The 24,205-nt window shown below is 40.0% G+C and carries 21 protein-coding genes and 2 riboswitches; of the genes, 15 read left to right on the top strand and 6 right to left on the bottom strand.

The annotated features are described in order from the left end of the window. Positions 1 to 115 precede the first annotated feature (115 nt). From MUO15_RS10230 to MUO15_RS10185, 10 genes are all read left to right on the top strand, one after another. Positions 116 to 2,059, top strand: coding sequence for an asparagine synthase-related protein (locus MUO15_RS10230; protein WP_245035614.1), 1,944 nt, complete (start codon positions 116 to 118; stop codon positions 2,057 to 2,059). 14 nt (positions 2,060 to 2,073) lie between these two features. Continuing rightward, positions 2,074 to 2,205 carry a paeninodin family lasso peptide gene (locus MUO15_RS10225; protein ID WP_245035612.1) on the top strand — a complete coding sequence of 44 codons (132 nt, stop codon included), beginning with the start codon at positions 2,074 to 2,076 and terminating at the stop codon, positions 2,203 to 2,205. 165 nt (positions 2,206 to 2,370) lie between these two features. Further along, positions 2,371 to 4,341: an asparagine synthase-related protein gene (locus tag MUO15_RS10220; protein ID WP_245035610.1), complete on the top strand. Its 1,971-nt coding sequence runs from the start codon at positions 2,371 to 2,373 to the stop codon at positions 4,339 to 4,341. After that, the gene (locus MUO15_RS21645) at positions 4,338 to 4,499 is read left to right on the top strand and encodes a paeninodin family lasso peptide (protein ID WP_256464179.1); all 162 of its coding nucleotides are present in this window, start codon (positions 4,338 to 4,340) and stop codon (positions 4,497 to 4,499) included. The genes MUO15_RS10220 and MUO15_RS21645 overlap by 4 nt, the downstream gene beginning before the upstream one ends. 84 nt (positions 4,500 to 4,583) lie before the next feature. After that, a complete protein-coding gene (locus tag MUO15_RS10210; RefSeq protein ID WP_245035607.1) occupies positions 4,584 to 5,522 on the top strand; it encodes a phosphoenolpyruvate carboxykinase (ATP) in 939 nt (312 codons plus the stop codon). After that, entirely contained in the window at positions 5,515 to 5,811 is a 297-nt protein-coding gene (locus MUO15_RS10205; RefSeq protein WP_245035605.1) for a lasso peptide biosynthesis PqqD family chaperone, read from the top strand. Before MUO15_RS10210 ends, MUO15_RS10205 begins: the two co-directional genes overlap by 8 nt. 17 nt (positions 5,812 to 5,828) lie before the next feature. Then, on the top strand, positions 5,829 to 6,311 hold the full coding sequence (locus MUO15_RS10200) for a lasso peptide biosynthesis B2 protein (protein ID WP_245035959.1): 483 nt from the start codon (positions 5,829 to 5,831) through the stop codon (positions 6,309 to 6,311). After that, positions 6,289 to 7,476, top strand: coding sequence for a nucleotidyltransferase domain-containing protein (locus MUO15_RS10195; RefSeq protein WP_245035603.1), 1,188 nt, complete (start codon positions 6,289 to 6,291; stop codon positions 7,474 to 7,476). The genes MUO15_RS10200 and MUO15_RS10195 overlap by 23 nt, the downstream gene beginning before the upstream one ends. 2 nt (positions 7,477 to 7,478) lie before the next feature. Beyond that, entirely contained in the window at positions 7,479 to 9,269 is a 1,791-nt protein-coding gene (locus MUO15_RS10190; RefSeq protein WP_245035601.1) for an ABC transporter ATP-binding protein, read from the top strand. 32 nt (positions 9,270 to 9,301) lie between these two features. Further along, on the top strand, positions 9,302 to 10,279 hold the full coding sequence (locus tag MUO15_RS10185; protein ID WP_245035599.1) for a metallophosphoesterase: 978 nt from the start codon (positions 9,302 to 9,304) through the stop codon (positions 10,277 to 10,279). Between the two features lie 38 nt (positions 10,280 to 10,317). Here MUO15_RS10185 and MUO15_RS10180 read toward each other — a convergent pair whose 3' ends face one another. Together MUO15_RS10180 and MUO15_RS10175 are read right to left on the bottom strand one after the other, a co-directional pair. Then, positions 10,318 to 10,551 carry a hypothetical protein gene (locus tag MUO15_RS10180; RefSeq protein WP_245035597.1) on the bottom strand — a complete coding sequence of 78 codons (234 nt, stop codon included), beginning with the start codon at positions 10,549 to 10,551 and terminating at the stop codon, positions 10,318 to 10,320. A gap of 36 nt (positions 10,552 to 10,587) precedes the next feature. Further along, positions 10,588 to 10,932, bottom strand: a complete 345-nt coding sequence (locus tag MUO15_RS10175) for a nuclease-related domain-containing protein (RefSeq protein ID WP_245035595.1) — start codon at positions 10,930 to 10,932, stop codon at positions 10,588 to 10,590. A 343-nt stretch (positions 10,933 to 11,275) separates the two neighbouring features. On the opposite strand from MUO15_RS10175, the gene MUO15_RS10170 reads away from it, so the two are divergent. After that, a complete protein-coding gene (locus tag MUO15_RS10170) occupies positions 11,276 to 12,715 on the top strand; it encodes a carbon starvation CstA family protein (protein ID WP_245035594.1) in 1,440 nt (479 codons plus the stop codon). A gap of 196 nt (positions 12,716 to 12,911) precedes the next feature. On the opposite strand, the gene MUO15_RS10165 is transcribed toward MUO15_RS10170, so the two are convergent. The 3 genes from MUO15_RS10165 to MUO15_RS10155 are packed head-to-tail and all read right to left on the bottom strand — an operon-like array spanning position 12,912 to position 13,817. Continuing rightward, positions 12,912 to 13,142 (bottom strand): helix-turn-helix domain-containing protein, encoded by a 231-nt coding sequence (locus tag MUO15_RS10165; protein WP_245035592.1) that lies wholly within the window; start codon positions 13,140 to 13,142, stop codon positions 12,912 to 12,914. Then, the gene (locus MUO15_RS10160; protein ID WP_245035591.1) at positions 13,135 to 13,290 is read right to left on the bottom strand and encodes a YvrJ family protein; all 156 of its coding nucleotides are present in this window, start codon (positions 13,288 to 13,290) and stop codon (positions 13,135 to 13,137) included. Before MUO15_RS10160 ends, MUO15_RS10165 begins: the two co-directional genes overlap by 8 nt. Before the next feature lie 2 nt (positions 13,291 to 13,292). Next, positions 13,293 to 13,817, bottom strand: a complete 525-nt coding sequence (locus MUO15_RS10155) for a sigma-70 family RNA polymerase sigma factor (RefSeq protein WP_245035589.1) — start codon at positions 13,815 to 13,817, stop codon at positions 13,293 to 13,295. 267 nt (positions 13,818 to 14,084) lie between these two features. On the opposite strand from MUO15_RS10155, the gene MUO15_RS10150 reads away from it, so the two are divergent. From MUO15_RS10150 to ppc, 3 genes are all read left to right on the top strand, one after another. Continuing rightward, positions 14,085 to 15,479, top strand: coding sequence for a hypothetical protein (locus MUO15_RS10150; protein WP_245035587.1), 1,395 nt, complete (start codon positions 14,085 to 14,087; stop codon positions 15,477 to 15,479). A 203-nt stretch (positions 15,480 to 15,682) separates the two neighbouring features. Continuing rightward, positions 15,683 to 16,444, top strand: coding sequence for a sugar phosphate isomerase/epimerase family protein (locus tag MUO15_RS10145; protein WP_245035585.1), 762 nt, complete (start codon positions 15,683 to 15,685; stop codon positions 16,442 to 16,444). 970 nt (positions 16,445 to 17,414) lie between these two features. Further along, positions 17,415 to 20,174, top strand: a complete 2,760-nt coding sequence (gene ppc / locus MUO15_RS10140) for a phosphoenolpyruvate carboxylase (protein ID WP_245035583.1) — start codon at positions 17,415 to 17,417, stop codon at positions 20,172 to 20,174. A 336-nt stretch (positions 20,175 to 20,510) separates the two neighbouring features. On the opposite strand, the gene MUO15_RS10135 is transcribed toward ppc, so the two are convergent. Further along, on the bottom strand, positions 20,511 to 21,092 hold the full coding sequence (locus MUO15_RS10135; RefSeq protein ID WP_245035581.1) for a YdhK family protein: 582 nt from the start codon (positions 21,090 to 21,092) through the stop codon (positions 20,511 to 20,513). 245 nt (positions 21,093 to 21,337) lie between these two features. Further along, positions 21,338 to 21,449: riboswitch (SAM riboswitch) on the top strand. A gap of 75 nt (positions 21,450 to 21,524) precedes the next feature. After that, positions 21,525 to 21,729: riboswitch (cobalamin riboswitch) on the top strand. A gap of 144 nt (positions 21,730 to 21,873) precedes the next feature. Here MUO15_RS10135 and metE point away from each other — a divergent pair. Next, positions 21,874 to 24,186, top strand: a complete 2,313-nt coding sequence (gene metE / locus MUO15_RS10130) for a 5-methyltetrahydropteroyltriglutamate--homocysteine S-methyltransferase (protein WP_245035579.1) — start codon at positions 21,874 to 21,876, stop codon at positions 24,184 to 24,186. Positions 24,187 to 24,205 lie beyond the last annotated feature (19 nt).

Genomic DNA, 24,205 nt, shown 5'->3' with positions numbered 1-24,205 from the left:
TAGAATGAAAGCAAGACCGGATCAAAGATACAAAAAGAGGATTGTTGTATCTTTTTGTTCTTTATTAAGAATATTCACTAAATATAAAGAACATAATTAGCAAATGAGGGATATTATGAGTGCTATTGTTGGAATTATTAACTTCAATAAGGAACCTATCGCTATCGGTGATCGCAATGGCATGATGAATGAATTACAAAAATACCCAGCCGATGATGTGCAAACATGGCAGCAAGGAAATATCTTTCTCGGTTGCCATGCCCAGTGGATTACTCCAGAATCTGTTGGTGAAAAGCTGCCTTACTATGATCCTGATAGAAAGTTAAGTATTACAGCAGATGCAATTATTGATAATCGTGAAGAACTATTTGATGCGTTACAAGTTAGCAAAGCACTTCGTGCCAACATGCCTGATAGTAAATTAATTTTACTTTCCTATCAAAAATGGGGAGAAGAATCCCTAAAATATTTAATTGGTGATTTCGCATTTATGATATGGGATGAAAATGAGCAAAAGTTTTTTGGAGCAAGGGACTTTTCTGGAAGTCGAACGCTTTACTACTTTCATCGGCAACATCGATTTGTATTTAGTACAACGATTACTCCGATGTTTTCGTTACCTTATGTGGATAAATATTTAAATGAAGAGTGGTTGGCTGAGTTTTTAGCAATTCCAGGGATGCATGATTCCAGTGATGAATTTACCACAGCTTATAAATGGATTTATCAAATTCCACCTTCCCACACTATTTCTGTGAAAGATAATAAAGTTAGGTTTCAGAGATACTGTAATCTCATTGAAGAAAGCAGCCCATTAAGATTCAAGTCAGATGAAGAATATGAAGAAGCTTTTCGACAAGTGTTTCAAAAGGCTGTTGACTGTAGAACACGTACACATGGTCAAGTTGGGGCTCAATTAAGTGGTGGATTAGATTCTGGAACTGTTGTAAGTTTCGCGGCCCCCTCTTTGAAAAGAGCGAATAAAACATTACACACAATGAGCTATCTACCACTCGCAAGCTTTGAGGATTGGACACCTAAGCGAAGAGTAGCTGATGAGAGCTTCTATATCAGAACCACAGTTAATCATGTAGGCAATATAAACGATCAATATTATAGATTTGAGGATAGAAATCCATATTTAGATATTGATGATTGGCTGAAAATGGTTGAAATGCCTTATAAGTTTTATGGGAATTCTTTTTGGACTAAGGGTATCTACGAACATGCTCAAAACCAGGGGATGAGAATTTTATTGAAAGGGTCTAGAGGGAATTATACGATCTCATGGGGGTCTGCTCTTGATCATTATACTAATCTCTTTAAGAAGATGAAATGGATAAAGCTTTATCGAGAAGTTGAGCAATACAGTAGGAATGTTGGTGTTGGTAGAAAGAGAGTATTGAACTCTATTCAGAGGAAAGCATTTTATCCTCTTAGAAGTCGTTTGTCTCCAACTAGTCAAAGCTATTCTTTTCCTCAAATCATAAGTAATGAGCTTGCCAGGAAAACCGGAGTTTTTGAAAAGCTAAACGCTAGGCAGATTGACACAGCTGGGAGTTATATTCCTAACGCAAAAGAGGCAAGGCAAAGCCAATTTGATCAACTGTTTTTTTGGAACTTAAATGGCACTATAGGTACGAAGTTATCCTTAAGGTACGGGGTGTGGGAACGAGACCCTACGAACGATTTGAGAGTGATTCGCTTTTGTCTCTCTCTGCCCGATAACCAGTATGTCCAAAATGGACAAGATCGTGCATTAGTCAGAAGATCTACAGCTAACTATTTGCCAGATAAAATACGATTAAACCAAAAGGTGAGAGGGATTCAAGGGGCTGATGTAATACAAAGAATGGAACCGACGTGGGACACTTTTTTGAAAGAGGTTCGCCAGTTGACGAGAGACCCAACTATTTCTGAATTCATAAATGGCGATGTTATAGATAGAGGGGTGAGTAAGTTTGCAAATGAACCGAAACCAGAAACAGTATTTAATCATGAATTTAAGGTATTAATTAGAAGTGTTATTGTCTACCGATTCTTGAAATCGTTTATTTGAAAGGAGGTGAAGAAATGAGAAAGGAATGGAAGAGACCTGAGTTGGAATTTCTAAATATTAATTTAACAATGGCGGGCCCCGGTTTAAGGATTGAGGATGAGTACCAAAATGATCCAGACCCAGAAGATGCTGATCACTACAGTTAAGAATAAAGAAAGATTTTATGAGGCCCTCACTACAACTAAAACGAGGGCCTTACAAATCCAAAAATAATATTGTATTCTTTCTAAAAAACAAAGCTCGCTTAGTTTATAATTCCATACTTTTGTTCTCTATAAAGAATACAATGAAAAAGTATAAGAGGTGATCTTATGAGCGCGATAGCCGGTATTTTTCATGCAAATGGTGAACCTGTCTCGGCAGAACAAAGCAATGGTTTAATAAAGGCTTTTCAACATTACCCTGCTGATGACATACGCACTTTCCATAGACAAAACGTTTTCTTTGGCTGTCATGCTCAGTGGATTACTCCTGAATCGATTGGTGAAGTGTTACCTTACTATGATTATGAGCGGCAACTGGCTATTACGGCTGATGCAATTATTGATAATCGTGAGGAATTATTTGACCGATTGCATGTAGATCGAGCACTTAGAAAAATAATACCTGATAGTCAATTAATTTTACTAGCCTATCACAAGTGGGGAGAAGATGTTCCAGCACACTTGATGGGTGACTTTGCTTTTATGATTTGGGATGAAAAGGAACGTAAGCTTTTTGGTGCTAGGGATTTTTCTGGTTCACGGTCGCTTTATTTTTACAATGATCAAAGCAGGCTTGCTTTCTCTACAACGATCGCACCACTATTTACATTGCCGTATATTGAAAAGAACTTAAATGAAGAGTGGTTGGCGGAATTCCTGGTGATTCCGAACATGGTAGAGGCGGTAGATATGTCATCAACTGTCTATCATTCTATCAATCAAGTTCCTCCATCCAATAGTATAACTATAAAAAAAGGCAGGGTGTCACTTTCGAGGTATTGTACATTTGGATCAGTTAAAAGGTTGAAACTTAAATCTAAAGAGGAATATGCAGAGGCGTTCCGAGATGTATTTCAAAAAGCAGTGACTGATAGAATTCGTACACATGGCGAAGTTGGTGCTCATTTAAGTGGAGGATTGGATTCAGGTTCAGTCGTTAGTTTTGCTGCCAAAGAACTAAAGAAGGAGAAAAAGCGATTACATACATTTAGCTACATCCCTGAAGATACGTTTTCTGATTGGACGCCCAAATATTATATGCCTGATGAAAGACCATTTATTAAAGAGACGGTAGATCATGCCGGAAATATTTCGGATCAATATTTAAACTTTGAAGGAGAGAGCTCTCTTTCCGAAGTGGATGATTTTCTTGAATTAATGGAAATGCCGTATAAGTTCTTTGAGAATTCGTTTTGGTTAAAAGGGATTAATGAGACAGCCCATCAACAAGGAATCAAAGTTCTCTTAAATGGAGCAAGGGGCAACCACTCGATCTCCTGGGGGTCATGGAATTTGAACATGGAGTACTACGCTTCGCTATTGAAAAAAGTAAGATGGTTGAAGCTTAATCGCGAATTAGGCCGCTATAGAAAAAGATTTCATACAGGGAAGTCAAACTTGCTTCCGGTTATAACAAAGAGGGCTTTTCCTGCGATAAGCCAGTTGTTTAATAAAGAAGAGGGGTATGAAAGTCAGATTTCTAAGTTGATCCACCCATCGTTAGCAAAAAGAACAAATGTAATTGAAAAAATGAAAGAATATGATGCCGGTATCAGTGGTGGGGATGTTGGAAGTTTAACGGAATATAGGAATTCATACTTTCAAAAACCACATGTTTGGAACAAAAGTGGAGTGGTTGGAACAAAGTTATCATTACGTTATGCGTTGTGGGATCGTGATCCCACAAACGACCTTAACGTGATCAAGTTTTGTTTATCCTTACCGGAAGAGTTATATGTGCAAAATGGGATGGAGCGATCCTTCATTCGCGGGGCAACAAAACACATACTCCCTGAGAAAGTTAGATTAAATCACCACATACGTGGAATCCAAGGTGCTGATACAATTCATCGTATGACATCGAACTGGAAGGGTTTTATAAAAGAAATACAAGATCTTTGTAAAGATTCTATGGTTTCGGAAATTTTGAATATAGACGTTATTAATCGTGCTTTAACTAAGATGGGTGGTCATCCCCGTCCAGAAATGATATTTGAAGAGGAATTTAAAATAATAACGCGTAGTCTAATCGTTTCAAGGTTCATTAAAAGATTGAATAGAAAGGAGGTGAAGATGTGAAAAAGGAATGGGAAAAACCCATGTTGGAAGTTCTTGATATTAGCATGACGATGAACGGGCCAGGTAACGCAAATACTGATTGTTTTGATGTAGGGGAAGCGCCAAGAGGAGAAACACATGAAGGAATGTCAAATGCGAGTTGTTTAGGTGGTTCATGATATTAGGTAATGGCAGCGCAACCCTTGTCCCTCCCTGGGTATAAGGGTTTGAATAAGTACTTTATTTAGGGAGGGGCTTTAGTAATGGTAGACACCTTAAAGAGAACTGCTTATAAAGCATTTGGCTTTAGAGTAACAAGTGAATTACCTTTACCTGAACTGCCTGCTGATGAAATGAAATCAGATAAACTGGAGATTTCTATTGAACAGGCTGATTTAACCCGATTATGGGAGAAAAAATCTAAACCGAACAGGCATTTTGTTATAGAGCAGGATTTATGCATGTTTAAAGTCCCGAATTTAGCAATTTTTTTGATAGAGGAAGGTAGCAAAATTACGTTTTCTCCATTGGATAACGCCAGGGAGGATCAACTCCGTCTTTATATCCTTGGAACTTGCATGGGGGCTGTATTAGTGCAAAGAAAAATCCTACCTTTACACGGAAGTGCAATAGCCATAAATGGTAAAGCTTATGCTATTGTTGGGGATTCTGGCGCCGGAAAATCTACTTTGGCTTCTGTTTTCTTAAAAAAGGGCTATCCACTTCTTAGTGATGATGTTATTCCGGTTACTCTTTCGGAAGAGGACATTCCTATTGTGACACCAGCCTATCCTCAACAGAAGTTATGGGTGGAGAGTTTGAATGAGTTTGGCATGGAATCTCATCATTATAAGCCCATTATCGATAGGGAAAACAAATTTGCTATTCCTGTTCTAGATCAATTTGCCTCAAAACGGCTGCCTTTAGCGGGCGTCTTCGAGCTAGTTAAAACAAATGAGGATGGTACTGTAATTCACCCTATTGAAAATTTGCACAAGCTCCATACGTTGTTCAACCATACGTATCGGAATTTTATGATCGGCCGCTCCGGTTTAATGGATTGGCATTTTAACACTTCCGCAAAAATTCTTAGTCAGATCGACCTTTACCAATTGCGTCGTCCTGTTTCACATTTTACTGCACATGAATTAACAGACTTAATTTTATCAACATTAAAAATAGAGGAGAAGATGTATGATTAAAAATCAACAGCTGTTATTGAATCAGTTGGTTCGTCAAAATGAAGGGAATATCGTGAGTGACATGGGTGGAGAAAAGGTTATGCTGAGTCTGAAAAATGGCAAGTATTATAATCTCGGAGAAATGGGCGGTGTTATTTGGGAGCTTATCAACGATCCAATGACAATTCGAGACTTAGTCATAAAGTTAAGGTCAGAATATGATGTTGAACAACAACAATGTGAGGAACAGGTACAGTCCTTTTTAACGATGCTAGCTGATGAGGGATTAATCCACGTAGAAGAGTCTTAACTCAACTAGAAGGGACCCTGAATCTTATGAAAAAACTAAGACTATTTTTATCACTAGATTGTAAAAGTAAGAGAATGTTATTTGAGGCTTATTTTTTTCTTGCTTGGGCTCGTTACTCAAAGAGAATTCCATTTTCTAAGTTAGCTCCTTCTCTTGGTGTTCAAATGCAAGAAACGACATATGACAAAATGCCATCTCATAGGAAAATGTTGTCCGGTGTCTCTCAATCTATTCAATTGATGAGTCGTTATACTTTCTGGGAAAGCCAATGTCTAGTTAAAGCCATTGCTGCAATGAAAATGCTTGAGAAACGTGAGATTGGAAGTACGTTATATTTAGGAACGGCAAGGGATGAAAATGGAGAACTGATAGCACATGCTTGGCTGCGAAGCGGTCCTTATTATATTACTGGGGCGGAAGGAAGGGAAGAATTTACGGTTGTAGGAAAATTTGCGAAACAGGTTGGAGGGGGAATACATGGTAGTAAACGGTCGTCTTAATACAACAAATGTACCACGAGAACTGCGGTTAATCCTTGAACTGTTAAAATGTGAAAACAGTCATCAAGTTACGGCTATTAACCCCGACCTCTTCAAAGATATAGATTGGGAGCTTTTTATTAAGCAGACGAAGCATCATCGTATTTATCCATTTCTCTATTCCAAAATTAAAGGGACCGATGAGAACATGATTCCACCCAATGTGATTAAGGACGTTTCCTATGAATATAAGCGGAATACGTTTCAAATGTTGCACTTAAGTGGGCAGATGGAGCAGCTCAATCAAAAATTTTCAGAGCATCAAATTAAATTGCTTTTTCTAAAGGGGCCTGTTCTTGCGCATGACTTATATGGTGACCTGTCGCTTCGCACCTCCAGTGACTTGGATGTTCTTATTCCAATGGATGACCTCGCCCGAACGGAGCAGCTGCTAGTAAGCCTAGGTTACAAAAAGGATGATTATATTCAAGGGGTTTTGAGTGATTGGAAATGGAGACATCATCATGTGACATATTTCCATCCTGAGCAAGGGGTAAAGGTGGAGGTCCATTGGAGGTTAAACCCTGGGCCAGCTAAGGAACCTAGTTTTCACGAATTGTGGGAACGGAAAAGGAATATTACCTTCACAAACCAGCCCGTTTATTTACTTAGTAAAGAAGATCTGTTCTTATTTCTTGCTTCCCATGGGGCACGTCATGGTTGGTCTCGGCTAAGATGGTTAGTTGATATTCAGCAATTGATGCGTCAGAAAGTAAAATGGGAGGACGTTTCCAGGTTAATAAAGAAGTATCATTATCGTCATGTAGGTGTACAGGCAACGATTTTAGCTACCCAACTCTTGAATACCCCATTAATAAAAGAAATCGAGACAACAAGTAAAGGGGAAAAATTGGCCCAAGAAGCAGTCTTTTATCTTGAATCAATGATCAACCTCCACAATGAACCGCTGTCAGAGGAAGTAGCTAGCTACCATAAGCGTCACCTATTCTCCTTAATGTCTATTCAGCAGAAGCTCTTCTTCATTTTGAGCTTTTTATATCCATACCCTGAAGATGTAGCGACATTGCCGTTACCAGAAAAACTCCATCTTCTATATTTTCCACTACGTCCGTTTCTTTGGGGGTGGAGGAAGACAAGGAAGCAAGTCTACCCTGGGAGGGTTTAATAATGAAACATGTATTCTATTTTGTAAAACAAATTCATTCCTATTCCGGGAAGATTCTTTACATTAACCTTCTTGCCATGACGGGGATCGGGTTGCTTGAGGGGGTGGGCATTTTATTATTAGTTCCGATGATTAGTATGACAGGGATTGTAAATTTAGATGCGGGTGGAACACCATTTTCAGGGCTATTTGGTTTTATAGAAGGTATTCCCAGTTCCTATGGTTTACCACTTGTTTTGGCCGTTTATGTGCTGGTCGTGATTGGTCAAAATCTAATACAAAGACGGATAACGATTCGAAACACAACCATTCAACAGGGTTTCTTGCGTCATATGCGAGTAGGGACGTATGATACTTTGTTACATTCCAATTGGAGTTTTTTTATTAGAAAAAGAAAGTCAGACTTAATCAACATATTAACATCAGAGGTTGCTCGTGCTAGTGCAGGGACGCATTCACTTTTACAATTTATGGCTTCGCTTATTTTTACTTTGATTCAAATTGGTTTAGCGTTCTTATTATCTCCTCATATTACGACCTTCGTTTTACTTTGTGGATTAATTCTTATCTTTTTTAATCGTAAATTTTTGAAAAGGTCCCTTGCCTTAGGAACAAGAAATTTCGATTTAGCAAGAAGTTATATTGGTGGAATAACCGATCAAATCAATGGGATTAAAGATGTGAAAAGTAATACCTTAGAAGGATCAAGGATGGAGTGGTTTGGTGCTATAACTGAACGGATGCAGAATGAACAAGTAGCCTACACAAAACTGAAAACAACGTCACAATTTTATTATAAAGCAGCCTCAGCGTTATTTATCGCAGCCTTTATTTATATTGCGATTCAAATGTTCAATGCTCAGGCAGGGCAACTAATGTTAGTCATTCTTATTTTTTCAAGACTATGGCCAAGAGTGGCAGGCATTCAAGCATCCATGGAGCAAATTGCTACTAGTCTTCCTTCTCTACAGGCGGTTAAAGATTTGCAGAGTGAGTGTAAGCATGCCCAGGAATTCCAAAAGAAGAATCGACATATTCAGGCAATAAATATTACCCGGGAAATAATTTGTCGTGATGTGTCCTTCCGTTATCAAAATGAGTCAGGTTATGCTCTGGAAAATATAAATGTCAAAATTCCCGTCAATCAGATGACCGCTTTCGTTGGGCGTTCTGGGGCTGGGAAAAGCACCCTGGTTGATTTGCTAATGGGGCTTAACGAACCAGAAAAAGGACAAGTTTTAATAGATGACGTTCCACTGTCAAGTGATAATGTACTGTCGTTAAGACAAGCAATCAGTTATGTTCCCCAGGAGCCGTTTTTGTTTAATGAAAGCATAAGAGAAAACTTAATGTTAGTAGTACCTGAAGCAAGTGAATCGGAGTTATGGCAGGCGCTGGAATTCTCCTCAGCAGCAGAATTCGTACGTAAGTTACCTCAAGGCCTTGATACACTTATTGGTGATAGAGGAATTAAGTTATCTGGCGGCGAACGTCAGCGGCTTGTATTAGCACGTGCAATTTTAAGAAAACCTTCCATTTTAGTATTGGATGAAGCAACGAGTGCGCTGGATACGGAAAATGAAGCGAAGATCCAAGAAGCGCTCGAAATGTTAAAAGGAAAGATGACCATCATTGTCATCGCTCACCGTTTATCGACTATAAGAAGTGCAGATCAGGTTGTAGTGTTAGACGAAGGAAGAGCCATTCAAAAGGGTGGGTTCAAACAGCTTGCAGATCAGAAAAAAAGTATGTTTAGCCATCTTTTGCAAAATCAACTAGAAGCGACCCATTAGTAACTCTAAGCGAAATTGGAGAGCGATTGCCAATGAAGAAGGTTGTGCGAGCCATGCTTATTGCATTTTTAAGCGTATTGATTGTAATCATAGTTTATAACATTTGGGATAATCAAAGAGTTATCGTTGTCAAACAAGAGATTGAAATTGAAAATTTGCCAAGTGAGCTTGTGGGGTTATCTATACTTCAAGTAACTGATTTACATGAAAAAGTATTTGGCAGTAATCAAAAGAAGCTTATTGAAGCAGTAAACTCTGAGACTTATGATGTGATCGTTTTTACGGGGGATATGCTTAGCAGTCCCACGAGTGTGAACTATCAGCCTTTCTATTCATTAATTGAAGCAATTAAGAATAAAGATCATGCACTATATGTCAAAGGTAACGCAGATCCAGAAAATTACTTTATAGACTCACGTGGGAACTACGTTAAAGATGAATTCATTGAAGGAATGGAGCAACGCGGTGTGAAGCTGCTCGAATCAGCTTATACCCTAAATATAGGAGAAGCGAAGCTCAGGTTTGTTGATTTTGAATTATCGATACAGGACCCAGAAAAAGAACCAGTTGTTGCAGAGGGAAGAGTTAAGCCAAAGTATGCTTTTACTGAACAATATAAGGCACATCAACGAGGATTAATGGAAGAAACAGCAAGCCTTGAGAAGCTTGCTGATGAGGATGTGCTAATCGCGCTCAATCATTACCCGGTAGTGGATAAGCGAATGAACGAACTTTTGAGTAACTCATACTTTAATTTTCGCGACTACGACTTGATTATGGCTGGTCATTATCATGGTGGCCAAATTCGTTTGCCCATGATAGGGGCATTATTTGTCCCGGAGCCTTGGTACGAAAATGGAGGCTTTTTTCCGCCACAGGATCGGGTGAAGGGTCTTTGGGAATATAAGAATGTGAAGCAGTATGTTAGTGCAGGACTGGGGTATAGTAACGTGAATTTTCGTTTATTTAATACTCCGGAAATTAACTTATTAACTTTAAAGGAAAAGTAATGAGGTCTGCTCTATGTTTTAGGGCAGGGGGCGGTTATCTACAATGCAATCTCACCTTCATCGATAACCGATTCCGAATGCCGGGGGTCGATATCGCGGATCGCAACAGGGAGATTTTCCACACGCATTACTTGGTTTACAGCAGCTGTGTGATTGGAAGAAGATCTGATGACAGAGGTTCTGGTTGTGAAGACAACGAGCGTTGCAATCGGGAGAATAGGGAAGCGATGCTGCAGGATCCATTCTTCAAGCTGCATTTTCTGTCGTTCCACGTGAGAGACAGGATCAGGAAGGCCAGATTCAATTCCTTATTTTTGTCGAATTAATTGCGTATGGACACCGTCAAAGTAGCTTGCCCCTGAAATGTTTTTCACATCCAAAATGAGGTCGTAGCTACTGGTGACAAGCAGCACATCGATTTGGAAAAAGGAATGGTATGAAGGGGAAGTCGTATGCTGTAGAAGATGTGGGGATGTTTGGAAATTAAGTATCAGGAGCGCGTACTCAAGAGCCTTTTCGCCGGCAAAACCAGCGGACTGGCGAAAAGGCCACTCCTCTATTTCTGGCCATTTCGTATGGTTATGATTCAGCCGGCTTGATAAGGTTTCAAGCTGTTCAAGGTAGATGGGGATTGAATAATTTTTACGAATCAATTATAGATCACTCTTTCTAAAATTTAATATTCTTCACTATTCTACATAGATACTCAAAATCCATCCGCCATATTTGCCTAAACAACCCATACTATGGTAAATTCATATCAATGCCATCCCAGACGCTAAAGGCGACTGCGGGAAACTTAACCATTCTCTTGGGGTGGCAGGTTACATATGGAAGCCGGACTTGTCATTGAGGCAAGTCCGGCTTTTTTAAAAGAAAGCGTTTCATAGTTGAGAAAAAAATGAGAAGAAATATAATTTTCAGATAAAGTGTTGTAATCCGACAAAGACCGTTATAAAATACTCCCTATCATTTGAAACGAAGGGAGGCTTCGCGATGGTTACTTTTATTTCATCCATCATTCTATTACTGCTAGGATACTTTTTCTATTCAAAGGTGGTTGAGCGAATTTTCGGCATCAACGACCAGAACCAAACACCGGCCTACACAGAAAACGACGGCTTTGACTATACACCGATGAGCTGGTGGAGAGCGAGCCTCATCCAACTGCTTAACATCGCAGGCCTCGGCCCAATATTTGGCGCAATCCTTGGCGCACTCTATGGGCCTATTGCCTTCATCTGGATCGTCATCGGCAGCATCTTTGCAGGGGCCGTCCACGATTATTTCTCAGGGATGTTATCACTTAGGCACAATGGGGCCCAATTCCCGACCATTGTTGGAAAATACTTGGGGAAACCTGCACAATCCATGATTAATCTGCTTTCCATTGGACTAATGACTCTTGTTGCAGCAGCTTTTACCGCAGGCCCTGCCCAGTTGATGGCCGAAATCACGCCACTCAGCTTCATGGCATCAATACTGATCATCTTCACCTATTTTTTAGCAGCTACTTTACTGCCTATTAATAAAATTATCGGGCGAGTTTATCCGATCTTTGGGGGTATCCTCATTTTTATGGCGCTTTCTATCGGGGTGGGGTTGTTCTTTTTTGATAATCCAGTACCGAACCTAACACTGAGCAATCTTCACCCAGAGGAGCTGCCAGTGTGGCCGCTGCTAATGGTGACAGTCTCTTGTGGCGCTATTTCAGGTTTTCATAGTACACAAAGTCCAATCCTTTCACGGACACTTAAGAAAGAAAGCGAAGGACGTAAAGTCTTTTACGGAGCGATGATCGCTGAGGGCATCATCGCCCTCATCTGGGCCGCAGCCGGAATGGCCTTCTTTGGAGGTACGGGTGGTCTGCAAGAAGCTCTTGCAGCCGGAGGACCTGCTGGAGTCGTCAATGAAATTAGTATAACAACACTTGGAACACTAGGCGGCATCCTTGCCGTGCTTGGCGTTATCATCCTGCCGGTCACAACAGGTGATACGGCACTGAGATCCTCCCGAATGATGCTAGGAGATCTTCTCAAGCCGCTTATAAATAAAGATGGAAAGTGGACTAAAGGATTGTTAGTCATACCTGTTGTCGTACCAACATTTTTACTAACACAAATGGATTACAGCTTTCTTTGGCGTTATGTAGGCTGGTCGAATCAGGTCGTTGCTACTGTTATGCTATGGACAGGTGCCATGTATCTGTTGCAACATCAAAAGTTCCACTGGATTTGCAGTGTCCCCGCTTTATTCATGACAGCTGTGGTAAGTTCTTATATTTTCTATGCACCTGAAGGGTTTAATCTATCCTACACCACATCCATGGTGATCGGAGGCATTATTTGGATCGTTGTTTTTGCATGGTTTATCACCAAACTAATAAAATCTAGAGCTTTCCATCAGCGGCAAGTCGTCGCTGACAAAGCCAGCTAATGATAAAGCCCGCCTAGGCAGAGGCGGGCTTTATTTGCGTTCGTAGTAAATAGTCAGAAATGAAAAGTCCAGATCCAACTTTGGGTTGCGCGGAGAGAATGGGCCAACACCGAACGCCTCATCGTCGTGTGAAGCCCGAAGCTTAAAAATTCAGCCAGTAAACAAAAAGCAAGCTGCCTATCTCACCATAGGCAGCCTACTTTTCTTCCTTATAGCAACTCCAAAATGGCACCAGCGCCTCAATATCAAATTTTCGAATAGACCTGATCATCTGAATCCTTAGCTCCTGCTCCAAATCCTCCCGCTCAGACGAAGGGAGCGATGCACTCAACTTCTTCATCTTTGGATCAAACTTCTCAATTAGTTCGGAGAGGGCCTCTTCATCTTCCTGTTTAGCTCGCAACAACAGTGTATACAACTCACTCATGCTTCTTTCTCACCTCCTCCGTTAATTGGTCAATCGACTTGTCCAGGTTTTGCAGACACTGATCCAATCGGAATAAAAGAAAGAAGCTTACAACAACAGGGAAGCCGACATTTCCAGCAAGTGTGATCCAGGATTCGATTGTCATCATCGTTATTCTCCTTTCTGATAGGCAATAAGAAGTTTTCTCATCATCGTGTGAAACGACTTGGACACGGATTGCTGCGAGATTCCGAGTTTGTTTGCAATCTCACTGAATGACATTTGCTCAGCTATATGATCATCTAAAATCTGCCGCTGGCGACTAGTCAGCCTGCCAATTTCTCTGTGTAAATGACGATTGGTTACTGATTCAAGCGGATCCCGCCCCACAGTCCAATGGTCTAAATCCACACGCTCATCTGCCAGCACATCTAACACAGTCAAGTCCTCACCAACGGACTGGTCAAGCTTGAACACATGCCAATCACACCAATGCTTTCGCTTTTTCTGATAATCTTTGGCGTAACGCCATAACACCGTATTGATATAGGTCACAAAGCGCGCCTCAATTTGATAATGATAGAACAACTGATTCACATAGCTGCGATTTTTAAGTGTTGGTTTCTTTGTTGCGATCACAACGGCCTCGTAATGGTTCTCGTTCTGCAAAAATAACTCGAGCGGTTTTTTCATCATGCGATCACCCCTCCTTTCTAAAGAATAAGGGTTCTGGTTAACATTTCACAACCTTAAATCGAACTAATGTTCGTATTTTTACACAAAAAAATAAACTTTATACATTTTTATAGAATGAATAAAGCTCAGCCGGTCTAATAAAAGGATGGGCCCATCATCGGAATTTGTCTAGGAGAGTGGGGGATGAAATTAAATTACTCCTTGAAGTGTTGGTATCTTTATAAACCGTTTCATGGTATGGTCAAGATAACGATAAGGAGGTTGATTATGTCCATTCAAGCGGTAAATATAAAAGATAAACAGCAATCACTCCAACTAGAAATTAGACGTATGACGGTCTATAAACAAAGTAAAATTATTGAAGCCACAGACGAACATGACCAGATCTACTATATCTTTTTTCATAAAGAACAATATTTAAATTACGTAACATCAAAGAAAATTACGAAACGTTCACATGTTAAAGATGCATTTGAAAAAGGTGTTACCCTATCCCCACCCCATCCACTGATTGAAATGGTGGTCTCCTCACTTCCTCATTTTAAGAAACAGAATTTCAACGATCTCTTTAAAAAACTTCAACAACAGTACACTTTTCAAGAAACGGCCTTGATCGCCAGCTACTTTGAATCCTTTATTAAAAAAGAGAAACTAGCCGCCTTTATTCAAACTCTTTTCTATAAGGATCGGCGGGACGGAAAGTTACTATCCTGTTATCGCATTCTTCATATCCTCAAAGACTTTGCACCAAACCATAGTTTGATTTCAACATTCTCAGGCGACCTGCAATTTACCAAATACGATGAACGCTACAAAAATGGGGATGAGACATTCCTTGCCAAAGACCCCGTCCATGTGGAAAAAAGGTTGTATTCCAATAAACATCATGACCTATCTTTTCAAAAGCTGACGGCCTTGTATAAAGAACAGTCGCGATGGCTGGATATTATCGCTATCTACATAACGCGAGTGGTTCATACGCAAACACAAAAAGATTATCATATACTCCACTCATTGATTGATGAACATTTTATCGGTATGAATAGGTTGCATTTACTAGAAGACTTATACACTCGCGGTCTTGAATTTGAACCACTAAAACAAGATTTACTGAACTTGTATATGGAGGATGAAAAGCTTGAAGAGGTATTGACTTTTATAGGTAAGCATGAGCTTACGCTGCAGCCATCCCAATCTCAACGACTGATCAAAATTGTAAAACAGCAAGAAATTACAGCCGATGCTACCCCACCTGAAGGATTACGAAAACTGATTATGGCTTTATTTGAATCAAAGGATGATCAAGCCGCTGATTTTCTCCATCAAGCGATCACTTCCTTACTGAACGAGCGGGATCTTTCTTACATACAAGAATGGACACAACCGCTAAGAAATATATCCCTTGCCAAACCCATTTTACAAAAGGTCGATGAAATGAATCGGATTGTCGAGGACCCAAATGAACAACGACGCCTCGGCGAACTCTACCACTATTTCCATAACCCTGAGCAAGCTATTGAATGTATGAGCTGGGATATGGAACTACGTGAAGAAGACCCCAAACCAGTGCAGTGGCTTGCAAAGCTTTACAGCGAGTTAGGAATGGAAGAGGAGCACAGGGCCTACCAGCAGCTTTATATTGATATGGTCAAGAGATCTTAGGAAATAGTCACCTTCCGTTTTTTGTAATAACCATCGATTAAGTGAAGTTATTATCATAGCTTGGGTTATTTCAACTAAAATTGTTTCCTTTTTAGAGGGTTTGTAAGGTTTGGATAGAAATAAAGTTAAAGGTGCTAGAAAGTTGGAGCATAATTTAAACCAATGGGGTTGGAAACTTTTAATTAAGAAAGAAGGGAACACTATTGAAAAACATACCTATCGCTGCGCAAATGTACACATTGCGAAATGAAGTCAAGCAAGACTTTGCAAGTACATTGAAAAAAGTAGCTGATCTTGGTTTTTCAGGGGTGGAGCTAGCTGGATATGAAGGCTTGAGTGCCGGGGATCTAAGGAAATTATTAGATCAACTTGGGCTTAAGGCAGCATCCAGTCATATCCCGCTAGATGAACTGACACACCATTTACCCCAAGTTATAGAAGATCAGAAAACATTAGGTAGCAAGTATGTAGTCTGTCCTTATTTTGAACCAAAAAGGGAAGAAGACTACGACGATCTCGTTACTAACTTAAAGAAAGCTGGAGAAATATGTTCCCAGGAAGGGCTGACACTCTGCTACCATAACCATGATTTTGAACTGGAAAAATTAAGTGATGGGCGAACGGCTCTGCAAACGATTTTTGAAGAGACCGATGCCGAACACGTCCAAACCGAGTTTGATGTGTATTGGCTGAAAAAAGCGGGGGAAGACCCGATCAAATGGCTGGAAAGATACAAAGGGAGAACGCCGCTTTTGCATTTGAAAGATATGACCACAGACGATGAGCAGTTTTTTGCGGAGCTTGGGACGGGTGGCATCGATATCGAATCGATTCTAGAAAAAGGTAAGGATACTGGCGTTCATTGGTGGATCGTTGAACAAGATGAAAGCCGGAAAACACCACTAGAAAGTCTAGAGATCAGTTTGGAATATTTGAAGGCCAGGCTTCCTTATTTACAAAAATAGAACGACCCGTTTAAAGTCATCATCTACATTTCTATAAGTGAAAAGGATGCCATTCAACTTTATGAGTGCCATCCTTTTTTGTAGTTTGAAATGGTTCTCAGACCAAGAGAATAATTCTTTTTGAAATAGGAAGAAACATGGAGTGATAGTTATGAAATATTGGTGGCATATATTCATTGTGGTATTTGTAGGCTTCATAACGACAACTCAAAGTTTATTTTGGTCTTACAAAATGGAAGGGAAATATCCAGGTTCGTTAAACACCTCTTTACTAGTTTTATGATGGGTAGTTTTAGTGATTATGTTTATTCTATTGTATTTCAAATGGAAAAGTGATCGAGAAAACAAATAACCCCTTTTTTAATTATTTAGTAGCTATAAGCATTTTTACTAGATAAATGTTTCTGTAGAAAGGGAGGGAGACAATGAATGCTTTACGAAAAATTAATATTTATTAGCTACTAGTTTGTTCGTCTATCATTTTATTGACGATGACTTCGAACCGCCTACTAACTTCTTATTTTCTTTTATATCTTTAATGTTTTTTTACTATCTGGTATTGAAAGTGTCAAAGCGAACAGCAGTGGTTAGGTTATATGTATATATTTATCTATATTTATTTTTGTAACAGTAATGGAATATTATTCAACTAATTTTATATAGAAGGAGTGGGAAAAGTGCTCATTTCTAATAGCCAACATGAGACGATCTCTAACAAAAATTCGAAAATAAATTAAAAAATTTTAAAGCTAGTTATAATAGTGGTGTGTTTTTTAACGCTTGGCCCCTGTCCCTCTATGCATCAACCCCATTTAAATTTCTTGCAAGAAGCCTTTAAATCAAGCGCTTACAAGGATTGGTAGGGTATCTTATCCATTTGACTATCCAAAAGATTCTGATAACATAATTAAAATATGGGCGAGGTATTATCAGAATCGCTCAGAAAAAAATAATACAGGATGGTGAAAGAGTGACAATTCAAAAAGAAAAAAACGACCATACAACCCCCTTACGACATGATGTGAATCTACTTGGGAATATGCTTGGTGAGATTCTTGTTCATCAAGGCGGGGAAGAGCTATTAAACAAAGTGGAAACAATCCGTAAGTTAACGAAAGAACTTAGAAGAAATCGCGAAACCTCTACGTATGAAAAACTTAAAAGTGAAATTCAAACCCTACAACCTCCGATGCGTTCCCAAGTCATCCGCGCATTCTCAATCTATTTCCACCTCGTAAATATTGCAGAGCAAAACCATCGTATTCGCAGACGTCGCGAATATCAACTTTTTGATGACCAAGGGGTGCAGCCTTTTTCGATTGAGAGTGCTGTTCTGTCTTTAAAAGACCATAGCATGGATAAGAAGGTCATTCAGGATGTGCTCGATCAATTATCATTGGAGCTGATCATTACAGCACACCCTACTGAAGCGACGAAGCGTACTGTACTTGAAATTCAAAAGCGTATTGCGACAATATTAATGCAGCTCGATCATCCACAGCTAACGGATAATGAGCGTGAACGTATCCAAGAAAGCTTGTTTAACGAGGTTACGGTTCTTTGGCAAACGGATGAATTGAGACACCGGAAACCGACTGTCATGGATGAAGTGCGAAATGGCTTGTATTATTTTGATCAAACCTTGTTTGATGTGCTCCCAGATATCCATCAGGAGTTAGAGGATCGTCTTGAAGAAAGTTATCCTGAAGAGAAATGGAATGTACCAAATTTCCTTCGCTTCGGTTCATGGATTGGTGGGGATCGAGACGGCAACCCGAATGTTACTCCAGAGATCACATGGGAAACATTGATCAAACAGAGGGAGCTTGTTTTGAAAAAGTATGATGCTGTGCTTGTTGAATTAATGAAGCGGTTCAGTCATTCGACAACTCGTGTAAAAGTGAGTGAAGAACTGGTTGCTTCTGTTGAAAAAGAAGAGTCCCTCATTCCAGAAGGGAAGAGGTGGCGAGTCAAAGAAGAAATGTATCGCCGTAAATTTGCTATTATCCTGGAGCGTTTGCGTCAAGTGGGTGAATCGGAAACAGGTTATGCATCCGACGACCAGCTTTTAGCAGATCTTGATCTGATTCAAAACAGTGTGAAAAACCATCAACCATCGAAGCGAGATTTGAAAATGCTGCGTAAACTCGTTCGCCAGGTGAAACTTTTCGGCTTTCACTTAGCTACCCTCGATATTCGTAATCATAGCGGTGAGCATGAAGCAGCGATTACGGAAATTTTGCAAAAAGTAAATATTGATCGTGATTATACTAGTCTTTCTGAATCGGAAAAGATTGAGCTGCTTGAGGGTGTGTTAAAAGATCCCCGTCCTATCACTCTACTAAATGAAGACTACAGTGAAGAAACGCAGGAAATGTTGAAGGTCTTCCAATTGATTCGTGAGGCTCATAAGGAATTCGGCAAACGTTCGATTGAAGTCTATTTAATCAGCATGACTGAATCTACAAGTGATCTTCTGGAAGTATTAGTGCTTGCCAAAGAGGCGGGGATTTACCGTCTGCATGCCGATGGACGAGTAGAGAGCCATTTGAACATCGCGCCATTGCTTGAAACTGTAGATGATTTGGTGGCAGGACCAGAGATCTTAAAAACATTGTTTGAAATGGATGTCTACAATAAACACTTGGGCGACATGAATAACCATCAAGAAATTATGCTAGGCTACTCTGACGGGAGTAAAGACGGCGGTACTCTAACAGCCAACTGGAGACTTTATAAGGCCCAGCAAGAAATCCATGATATGGCCAAAGATTATAATATTGGTTTGAAATTCTTCCATGGACGCGGCGGCTCGCTTGGACGCGGCGGTGGTCCGTTAAATCGAAGCATTCTATCACAGCCTGCTGAAACATTAGGTGACGGCGTGAAAATTACTGAACAAGGTGAAGTGCTGTCATCACGCTACCTGCTGACAGATATTGCCTACCGTAGTCTTGAACAGGGTGTTTCCACCTTGGTTGAAGGAGCGGCCCATGTATCCAAAGAGTCGGAACAAGCACACAACCGTGAGGAAATGTGGGAACAAGCCATGGAAGAGATCGCGAACGTCTCTCTAGAAAAATACCAATCGCTTGTCTTTGGAGATAAAGACTTCCTAACGTATTTCAATGAAGCGACTCCGCTTCAAGAAATTAGTGAATTGAATATTGGTTCGCGTCCTATGAAACGGAAGGACAGCATGAAGTTTGAAAACTTAAGAGCGATCCCATGGGTATTCGCCTGGACCCAAAATCGCCAGCTAATTCCAGCGTGGTATGCTTCTGGTACAGGATTGGTAAACTATGCCTCCCAAAGTGATGATCACTTAAAGCAATTGCAGCAAATGTATGAGAACTGGCCTTTCTTCCGCTCCACCATTTACAATCTGCAAATGGCTTTAACCAAAGCAGATATTCACACAGCCAAAGAATATACGGCTCTAGTGAATGATCAAGTTCTTGGTGAACGTATCTTTCAAACTATCGTTGAAGAATACAATACGACGAAACAGGTTCTCTTACAAATCACAGGTGATCACGAACTTCTCGACCAGCAGCCTACGATTCAGGAATCGGTCAAGCTGCGTAACCCATACGTTGATCCATTGAACTTCTTACAAGTAGAACTTATCAAGGATCTTCGTCAAAAAGGAAATGAAAATGAAGATACACTCACAGAAGTATTACTCACGATCAGTGGTATTGCGGCAGGTTTGCGTAATACGGGTTGATCTTGATAGGGAGCTGTCGGTCTAAGGCCGACAGCTTTTTTGATTAGGGAAGCATACCTTCTGTTTTGGTCAAAATCTTAACTATTTCGGTTAGATTCCTGAGAAATTTTGTCAAAATCCTACCTATTTTGGGTAGAATCATCGAATATTTGGGTAGAAACCAAATGAATTTGAGTAGAATAATTCTTCTGGTGTTACAATGCCCGGACGTAACCACTGAAAATAATGAACATTTTTCTTAGCTTAACTTCTTTTACGTTTAAATTAAAAAAGCTTATCCAGTTTAGGAATAAGCTCTTTAGGTGTGTTGAAAAGTCCGTTCATTTTGTTCAAATGTTATTCAGCAGATAATTCACTTTTTGTTACCCATTTATGGTTGGTTACTTTCTCACCACCAGCAGTTGGGGTATAGGTGATCATATATACTATTGTTTGTTGGGCAGATTCAATTTCGGCAGTGGCCCCGTCCATGCCTTCCATATGTGATGCATCCAACGTAACCTCTGTTCCGGGTTTTAGCTTTTCTTCACCGGCGTCTTCAATTTCTTCATGAATGACCCATTTATGATTTTCAACTCGCTCACCGCCAGTAGTAGGTGTGTAAGAAACAGCATAGGCGATAGTATCGTAGGCGCCGGTTATAGTTGCTTCAGCACCCTCCATTCCTTTCATGTGACCTTTTTCGATCATTACTTGACTTCCAACTTCATAGGTTGGATTCTCTGCTGCTTCCAAATCATCAGGGACTGCACCTGAACTGGAGTGGTCCATTTCCATATGTTCATCAGAACTGGATTCCATGTTTGTGTTTTCTTCATTTTCCGTCTGGCTCTGCTCTTCACTATCACTGGCACATGCGGCTAGCAGCAATGCAGAGGTGAGTAGAATAATTCCCATCATTATTTTTTTACGCTTCATGTTCATCCTCCTTTAAAATTACTTAGATTAGGGACCTTATCAGCAATGGCAAAGCATTTCCTTGTACAATACCCCTGTATAGTATATAGGTAAACTGTTTTTTATTATTCGTATCATTTTACTGGCTAAGCACAAGTTGGATTTTTTATATACATTAAGAAATGGATATTATATTTTATATTGTGTGAAAATATTGACAGTTCTTTCCCTCCATGCTAGTATGCCTTTAACCAATTAAATTGAAACTCTTATTCAGAGAGGCGGAGGGACTGGCCCGATGATGCCCGGCAACCTGTCAGCGTTTAGTCGTTGATAATGTGCTAATTCCAGCAAAGCAAATGCTTTGGGAAATAAGAGGGGTACGCATGTGTAAGCCTCTCTAAATATGGAGAGGCTTTTTCTTTTTTAATACACATACATGCATAGAAAACTAGATATGTTGATTACTCAGGTGTTGTCTAGGTGAAAAATCTATTCAACTTAAAAGGGAAGCTCGGTGAAAATCCGACACGGTCCCGCCACTGTAAATGGGAGCTACCTGCAAGAAATGTCACTACCTTTTTGTTAGAAAAGGATGGGAAGGCGCAGGGGAGTGAAGATCATGAGTCAGGAGACCTGCCTGAGGCAATGCACTAAACCTACGAGGTATAGGGGGGTGTTATGAGCGTAACGTGTTCAGGCTGTTTTCACGGTTTGAATTTGGCAATGCTGCATGACTATCTCTCTTTATAAAGGGAGATTTTTTTATTTAGCTGGAAAAAACTTAAATGGAGGAATGAGAATGACAAAGGTATTAAGTTCAACGATTGGTTATCCAAGAATAGGCGAAAAGAGAGAGTGGAAAAAAGCACTGGAACAATTTTGGAATGGAAACATAACTGAAAGTGAATTTTTGTCAGAAATGGAGACGCTAAGGACAAACGATTTGCAAAAGCAACAGGACATTGGGAGCGATCTCATTCCTATTGGTGATTTTAGTCTATATGATCATGTGCTTGATACGGCAGTTATGTTTGGTTTTATACCCAACCGTTTTAAGCACAAGGGCGGGGAAGTGCCAATAGACTTGTATTTTGATATCGCCCGAGGGAATCATGAAGCAGTGGCATCTGAAATGACCAAATGGTTCAACACAAATTATCACTACATTGTACCTGAGATTGACTCGGATGCTCAACCAACACTTACGGAGAATCGACTGTTACCTTACTTTTTGGAAGCCAAAGAAAAACTAGGTATCATAGGAAAGCCAGTTATACTGGGACCTGTTTCATTTTTAAAATTAGCGAAAGGTTATGAGCAGAAAGATTTTAAAAAGCTACTGAAAAGACTTGTTCCTCTCTACATACAAGTTCTTTATGAGCTGGAAAGAGCTGGTGCTGAGTGGGTGCAGGTGGACGAACCTATTCTGACAACACCGATGACCAAGGATGATTTACATCTATTCAGGGAAGTATATGACTCTATGCAAAACGGTGTTTCAAGTGTAAAGATTCTTCTCCAAACGTATTTTGAATCCGTTGATCATTACCAGGAGGTCGTTTCCCTTCCAGTTGCTGGGATAGGCCTTGATTTTGTCCATGATCAGGGAGCTAATCTAGAATCACTGAAAAAGCATGGCTTTCCTAAGGATAAGTATCTCGCAGCCGGGGTAATTAACGGCCGCAACATATGGAGTGAAGATTTAGACACAAAATACGCACAACTTGAAAACATACTTTCAAAAGTTGAAAAAGATCGGCTCATCGTACAGCCTTCTTGCAGTTTGTTACACGTTCCAGTAACTGTAACCACCGAAGAGGATTTAGACCCTGTCATAAAAAATGCACTATCATTTGCTGATCAAAAACTTGAAGAAGCGACAGTGTTAACAGAAGGTCTAAACCATGGTAGACATACGATTGAAAAACATATAGAAGAACGTACTCGGTGTATTGAATTACTTTGGAAGTCTTCGAGCAGAAATCTAGAAGATGTTCAAAAAGAAGTGGAGTTATGGAAAGATATTGAACCAAAACGTCCAACCCACTATTCCAGTCGCCAGAAAATACATCAAGATTATTTCGAGCTTCCATTATTGCCAACAACAACGATTGGCAGTCTCCCACAAACGAAAGAAATTCGTCAGGCACGGCTGAAATGGCGAAGAGGGGAGTGGTCTGATGAATATTATCAATCGTTTATTGAAGACAACATTTCCGAATGGATTAAACGCCAGGAGGAAATCGGGCTTGACGTCCTCATACATGGCGAGTTTGAACGTAACGATATGGTAGAATTCTTTGGTGAAAAACTGGATGGGTTTGCCTTTACCAGATACGGATGGGTTCAGTCATACGGCTCCCGCTGCGTCAAACCTCCCGTCATTTATGGAGATGTGTCTCTCACAGAACCGATGACAGTCAAAGAAATCACATACGCTCAATCTCTAACCAAAAAACCTGTGAAAGGTATGCTTACTGGTCCTATCACCATCTTAAATTGGTCGTTTGTCCGTGAAGATATCAGCAAATTTGAAGTTACTAAACAAATTGCCTTAGCCCTGCAAAAGGAAATTAGTTTTTTAGAAGAAAATAACATTAACATGATTCAAGTGGATGAACCGGCTTTACGAGAAGGCCTGCCGATAAAGGTTGAAAAACAAAAAGAATATTTGGAGGAAGCCGTTTACGCTTTTAAGCTTGCCACATCATCTGTTCAAGATGAGACTCAAATCCATACACATATGTGTTATTCCGAGTTCGGGGAAATTATGGACACCATTGACCAATTGGATGCTGACGTCATTTCTATAGAAGCCGCCAGAAGTCACGGAGAATTAATTTCTGATTTTGAGGAAAAGTCATATGAAAAAGGGATTGGTCTAGGAGTTTACGACATCCATAGTCCAAGGGTACCAGGAGTGGAAGAAATGGAGAGCAATATCCTGCGTGCATTAAAAGTACTTCACCCGAGACAATTTTGGGTTAACCCTGATTGTGGGTTGAAAACAAGAGGAATTAACGAAACAACGGATGCTCTTAGAAACATGGTTAAAGTAGCCCGGCAAATTCGAGAGAAAATTAATGATGAAGTATTAATTATTAAAAAGTAAGGATAACAACAGGAACTTG

Origin of the sequence: Halobacillus amylolyticus (assembly GCF_022921115.1) — a bacterium.
Classification (GTDB): domain Bacteria; phylum Bacillota; class Bacilli; order Bacillales; family Halobacillaceae; genus Halobacillus_A; species Halobacillus_A amylolyticus.
This window is presented reverse-complemented; position numbering and strand designations above follow the sequence as displayed.

Bases quoted from the DNA above. Each gene is read 5' to 3' on its own strand.
- MUO15_RS10230 (WP_245035614.1), top strand. From the start codon at position 116: ATGAGTGCTATTGTTGGAATTATTAACTTCAATAAGGAACCTATCGCT.
- MUO15_RS10225 (WP_245035612.1), top strand. From the start codon at position 2,074: ATGAGAAAGGAATGGAAGAGACCTGAGTTGGAATTTCTAAATATTAAT.
- MUO15_RS10220 (WP_245035610.1), top strand. From the start codon at position 2,371: ATGAGCGCGATAGCCGGTATTTTTCATGCAAATGGTGAACCTGTCTCG.
- MUO15_RS10210 (WP_245035607.1), top strand. From the start codon at position 4,584: ATGGTAGACACCTTAAAGAGAACTGCTTATAAAGCATTTGGCTTTAGA.
- MUO15_RS10205 (WP_245035605.1), top strand. From the start codon at position 5,515: ATGATTAAAAATCAACAGCTGTTATTGAATCAGTTGGTTCGTCAAAAT.
- MUO15_RS10195 (WP_245035603.1), top strand. From the start codon at position 6,289: ATGGTAGTAAACGGTCGTCTTAATACAACAAATGTACCACGAGAACTG.
- MUO15_RS10190 (WP_245035601.1), top strand. From the start codon at position 7,479: ATGAAACATGTATTCTATTTTGTAAAACAAATTCATTCCTATTCCGGG.
- MUO15_RS10185 (WP_245035599.1), top strand. From the start codon at position 9,302: ATGAAGAAGGTTGTGCGAGCCATGCTTATTGCATTTTTAAGCGTATTG.
- MUO15_RS10170 (WP_245035594.1), top strand. From the start codon at position 11,276: ATGGTTACTTTTATTTCATCCATCATTCTATTACTGCTAGGATACTTT.
- MUO15_RS10165 (WP_245035592.1), bottom strand. From the start codon at position 13,142: ATGAGTGAGTTGTATACACTGTTGTTGCGAGCTAAACAGGAAGATGAA.
- MUO15_RS10160 (WP_245035591.1), bottom strand. From the start codon at position 13,290: ATGATGACAATCGAATCCTGGATCACACTTGCTGGAAATGTCGGCTTC.
- MUO15_RS10155 (WP_245035589.1), bottom strand. From the start codon at position 13,817: ATGATGAAAAAACCGCTCGAGTTATTTTTGCAGAACGAGAACCATTAC.
- MUO15_RS10150 (WP_245035587.1), top strand. From the start codon at position 14,085: ATGTCCATTCAAGCGGTAAATATAAAAGATAAACAGCAATCACTCCAA.
- MUO15_RS10135 (WP_245035581.1), bottom strand. From the start codon at position 21,092: ATGAAGCGTAAAAAAATAATGATGGGAATTATTCTACTCACCTCTGCA.
- metE (WP_245035579.1), top strand. From the start codon at position 21,874: ATGACAAAGGTATTAAGTTCAACGATTGGTTATCCAAGAATAGGCGAA.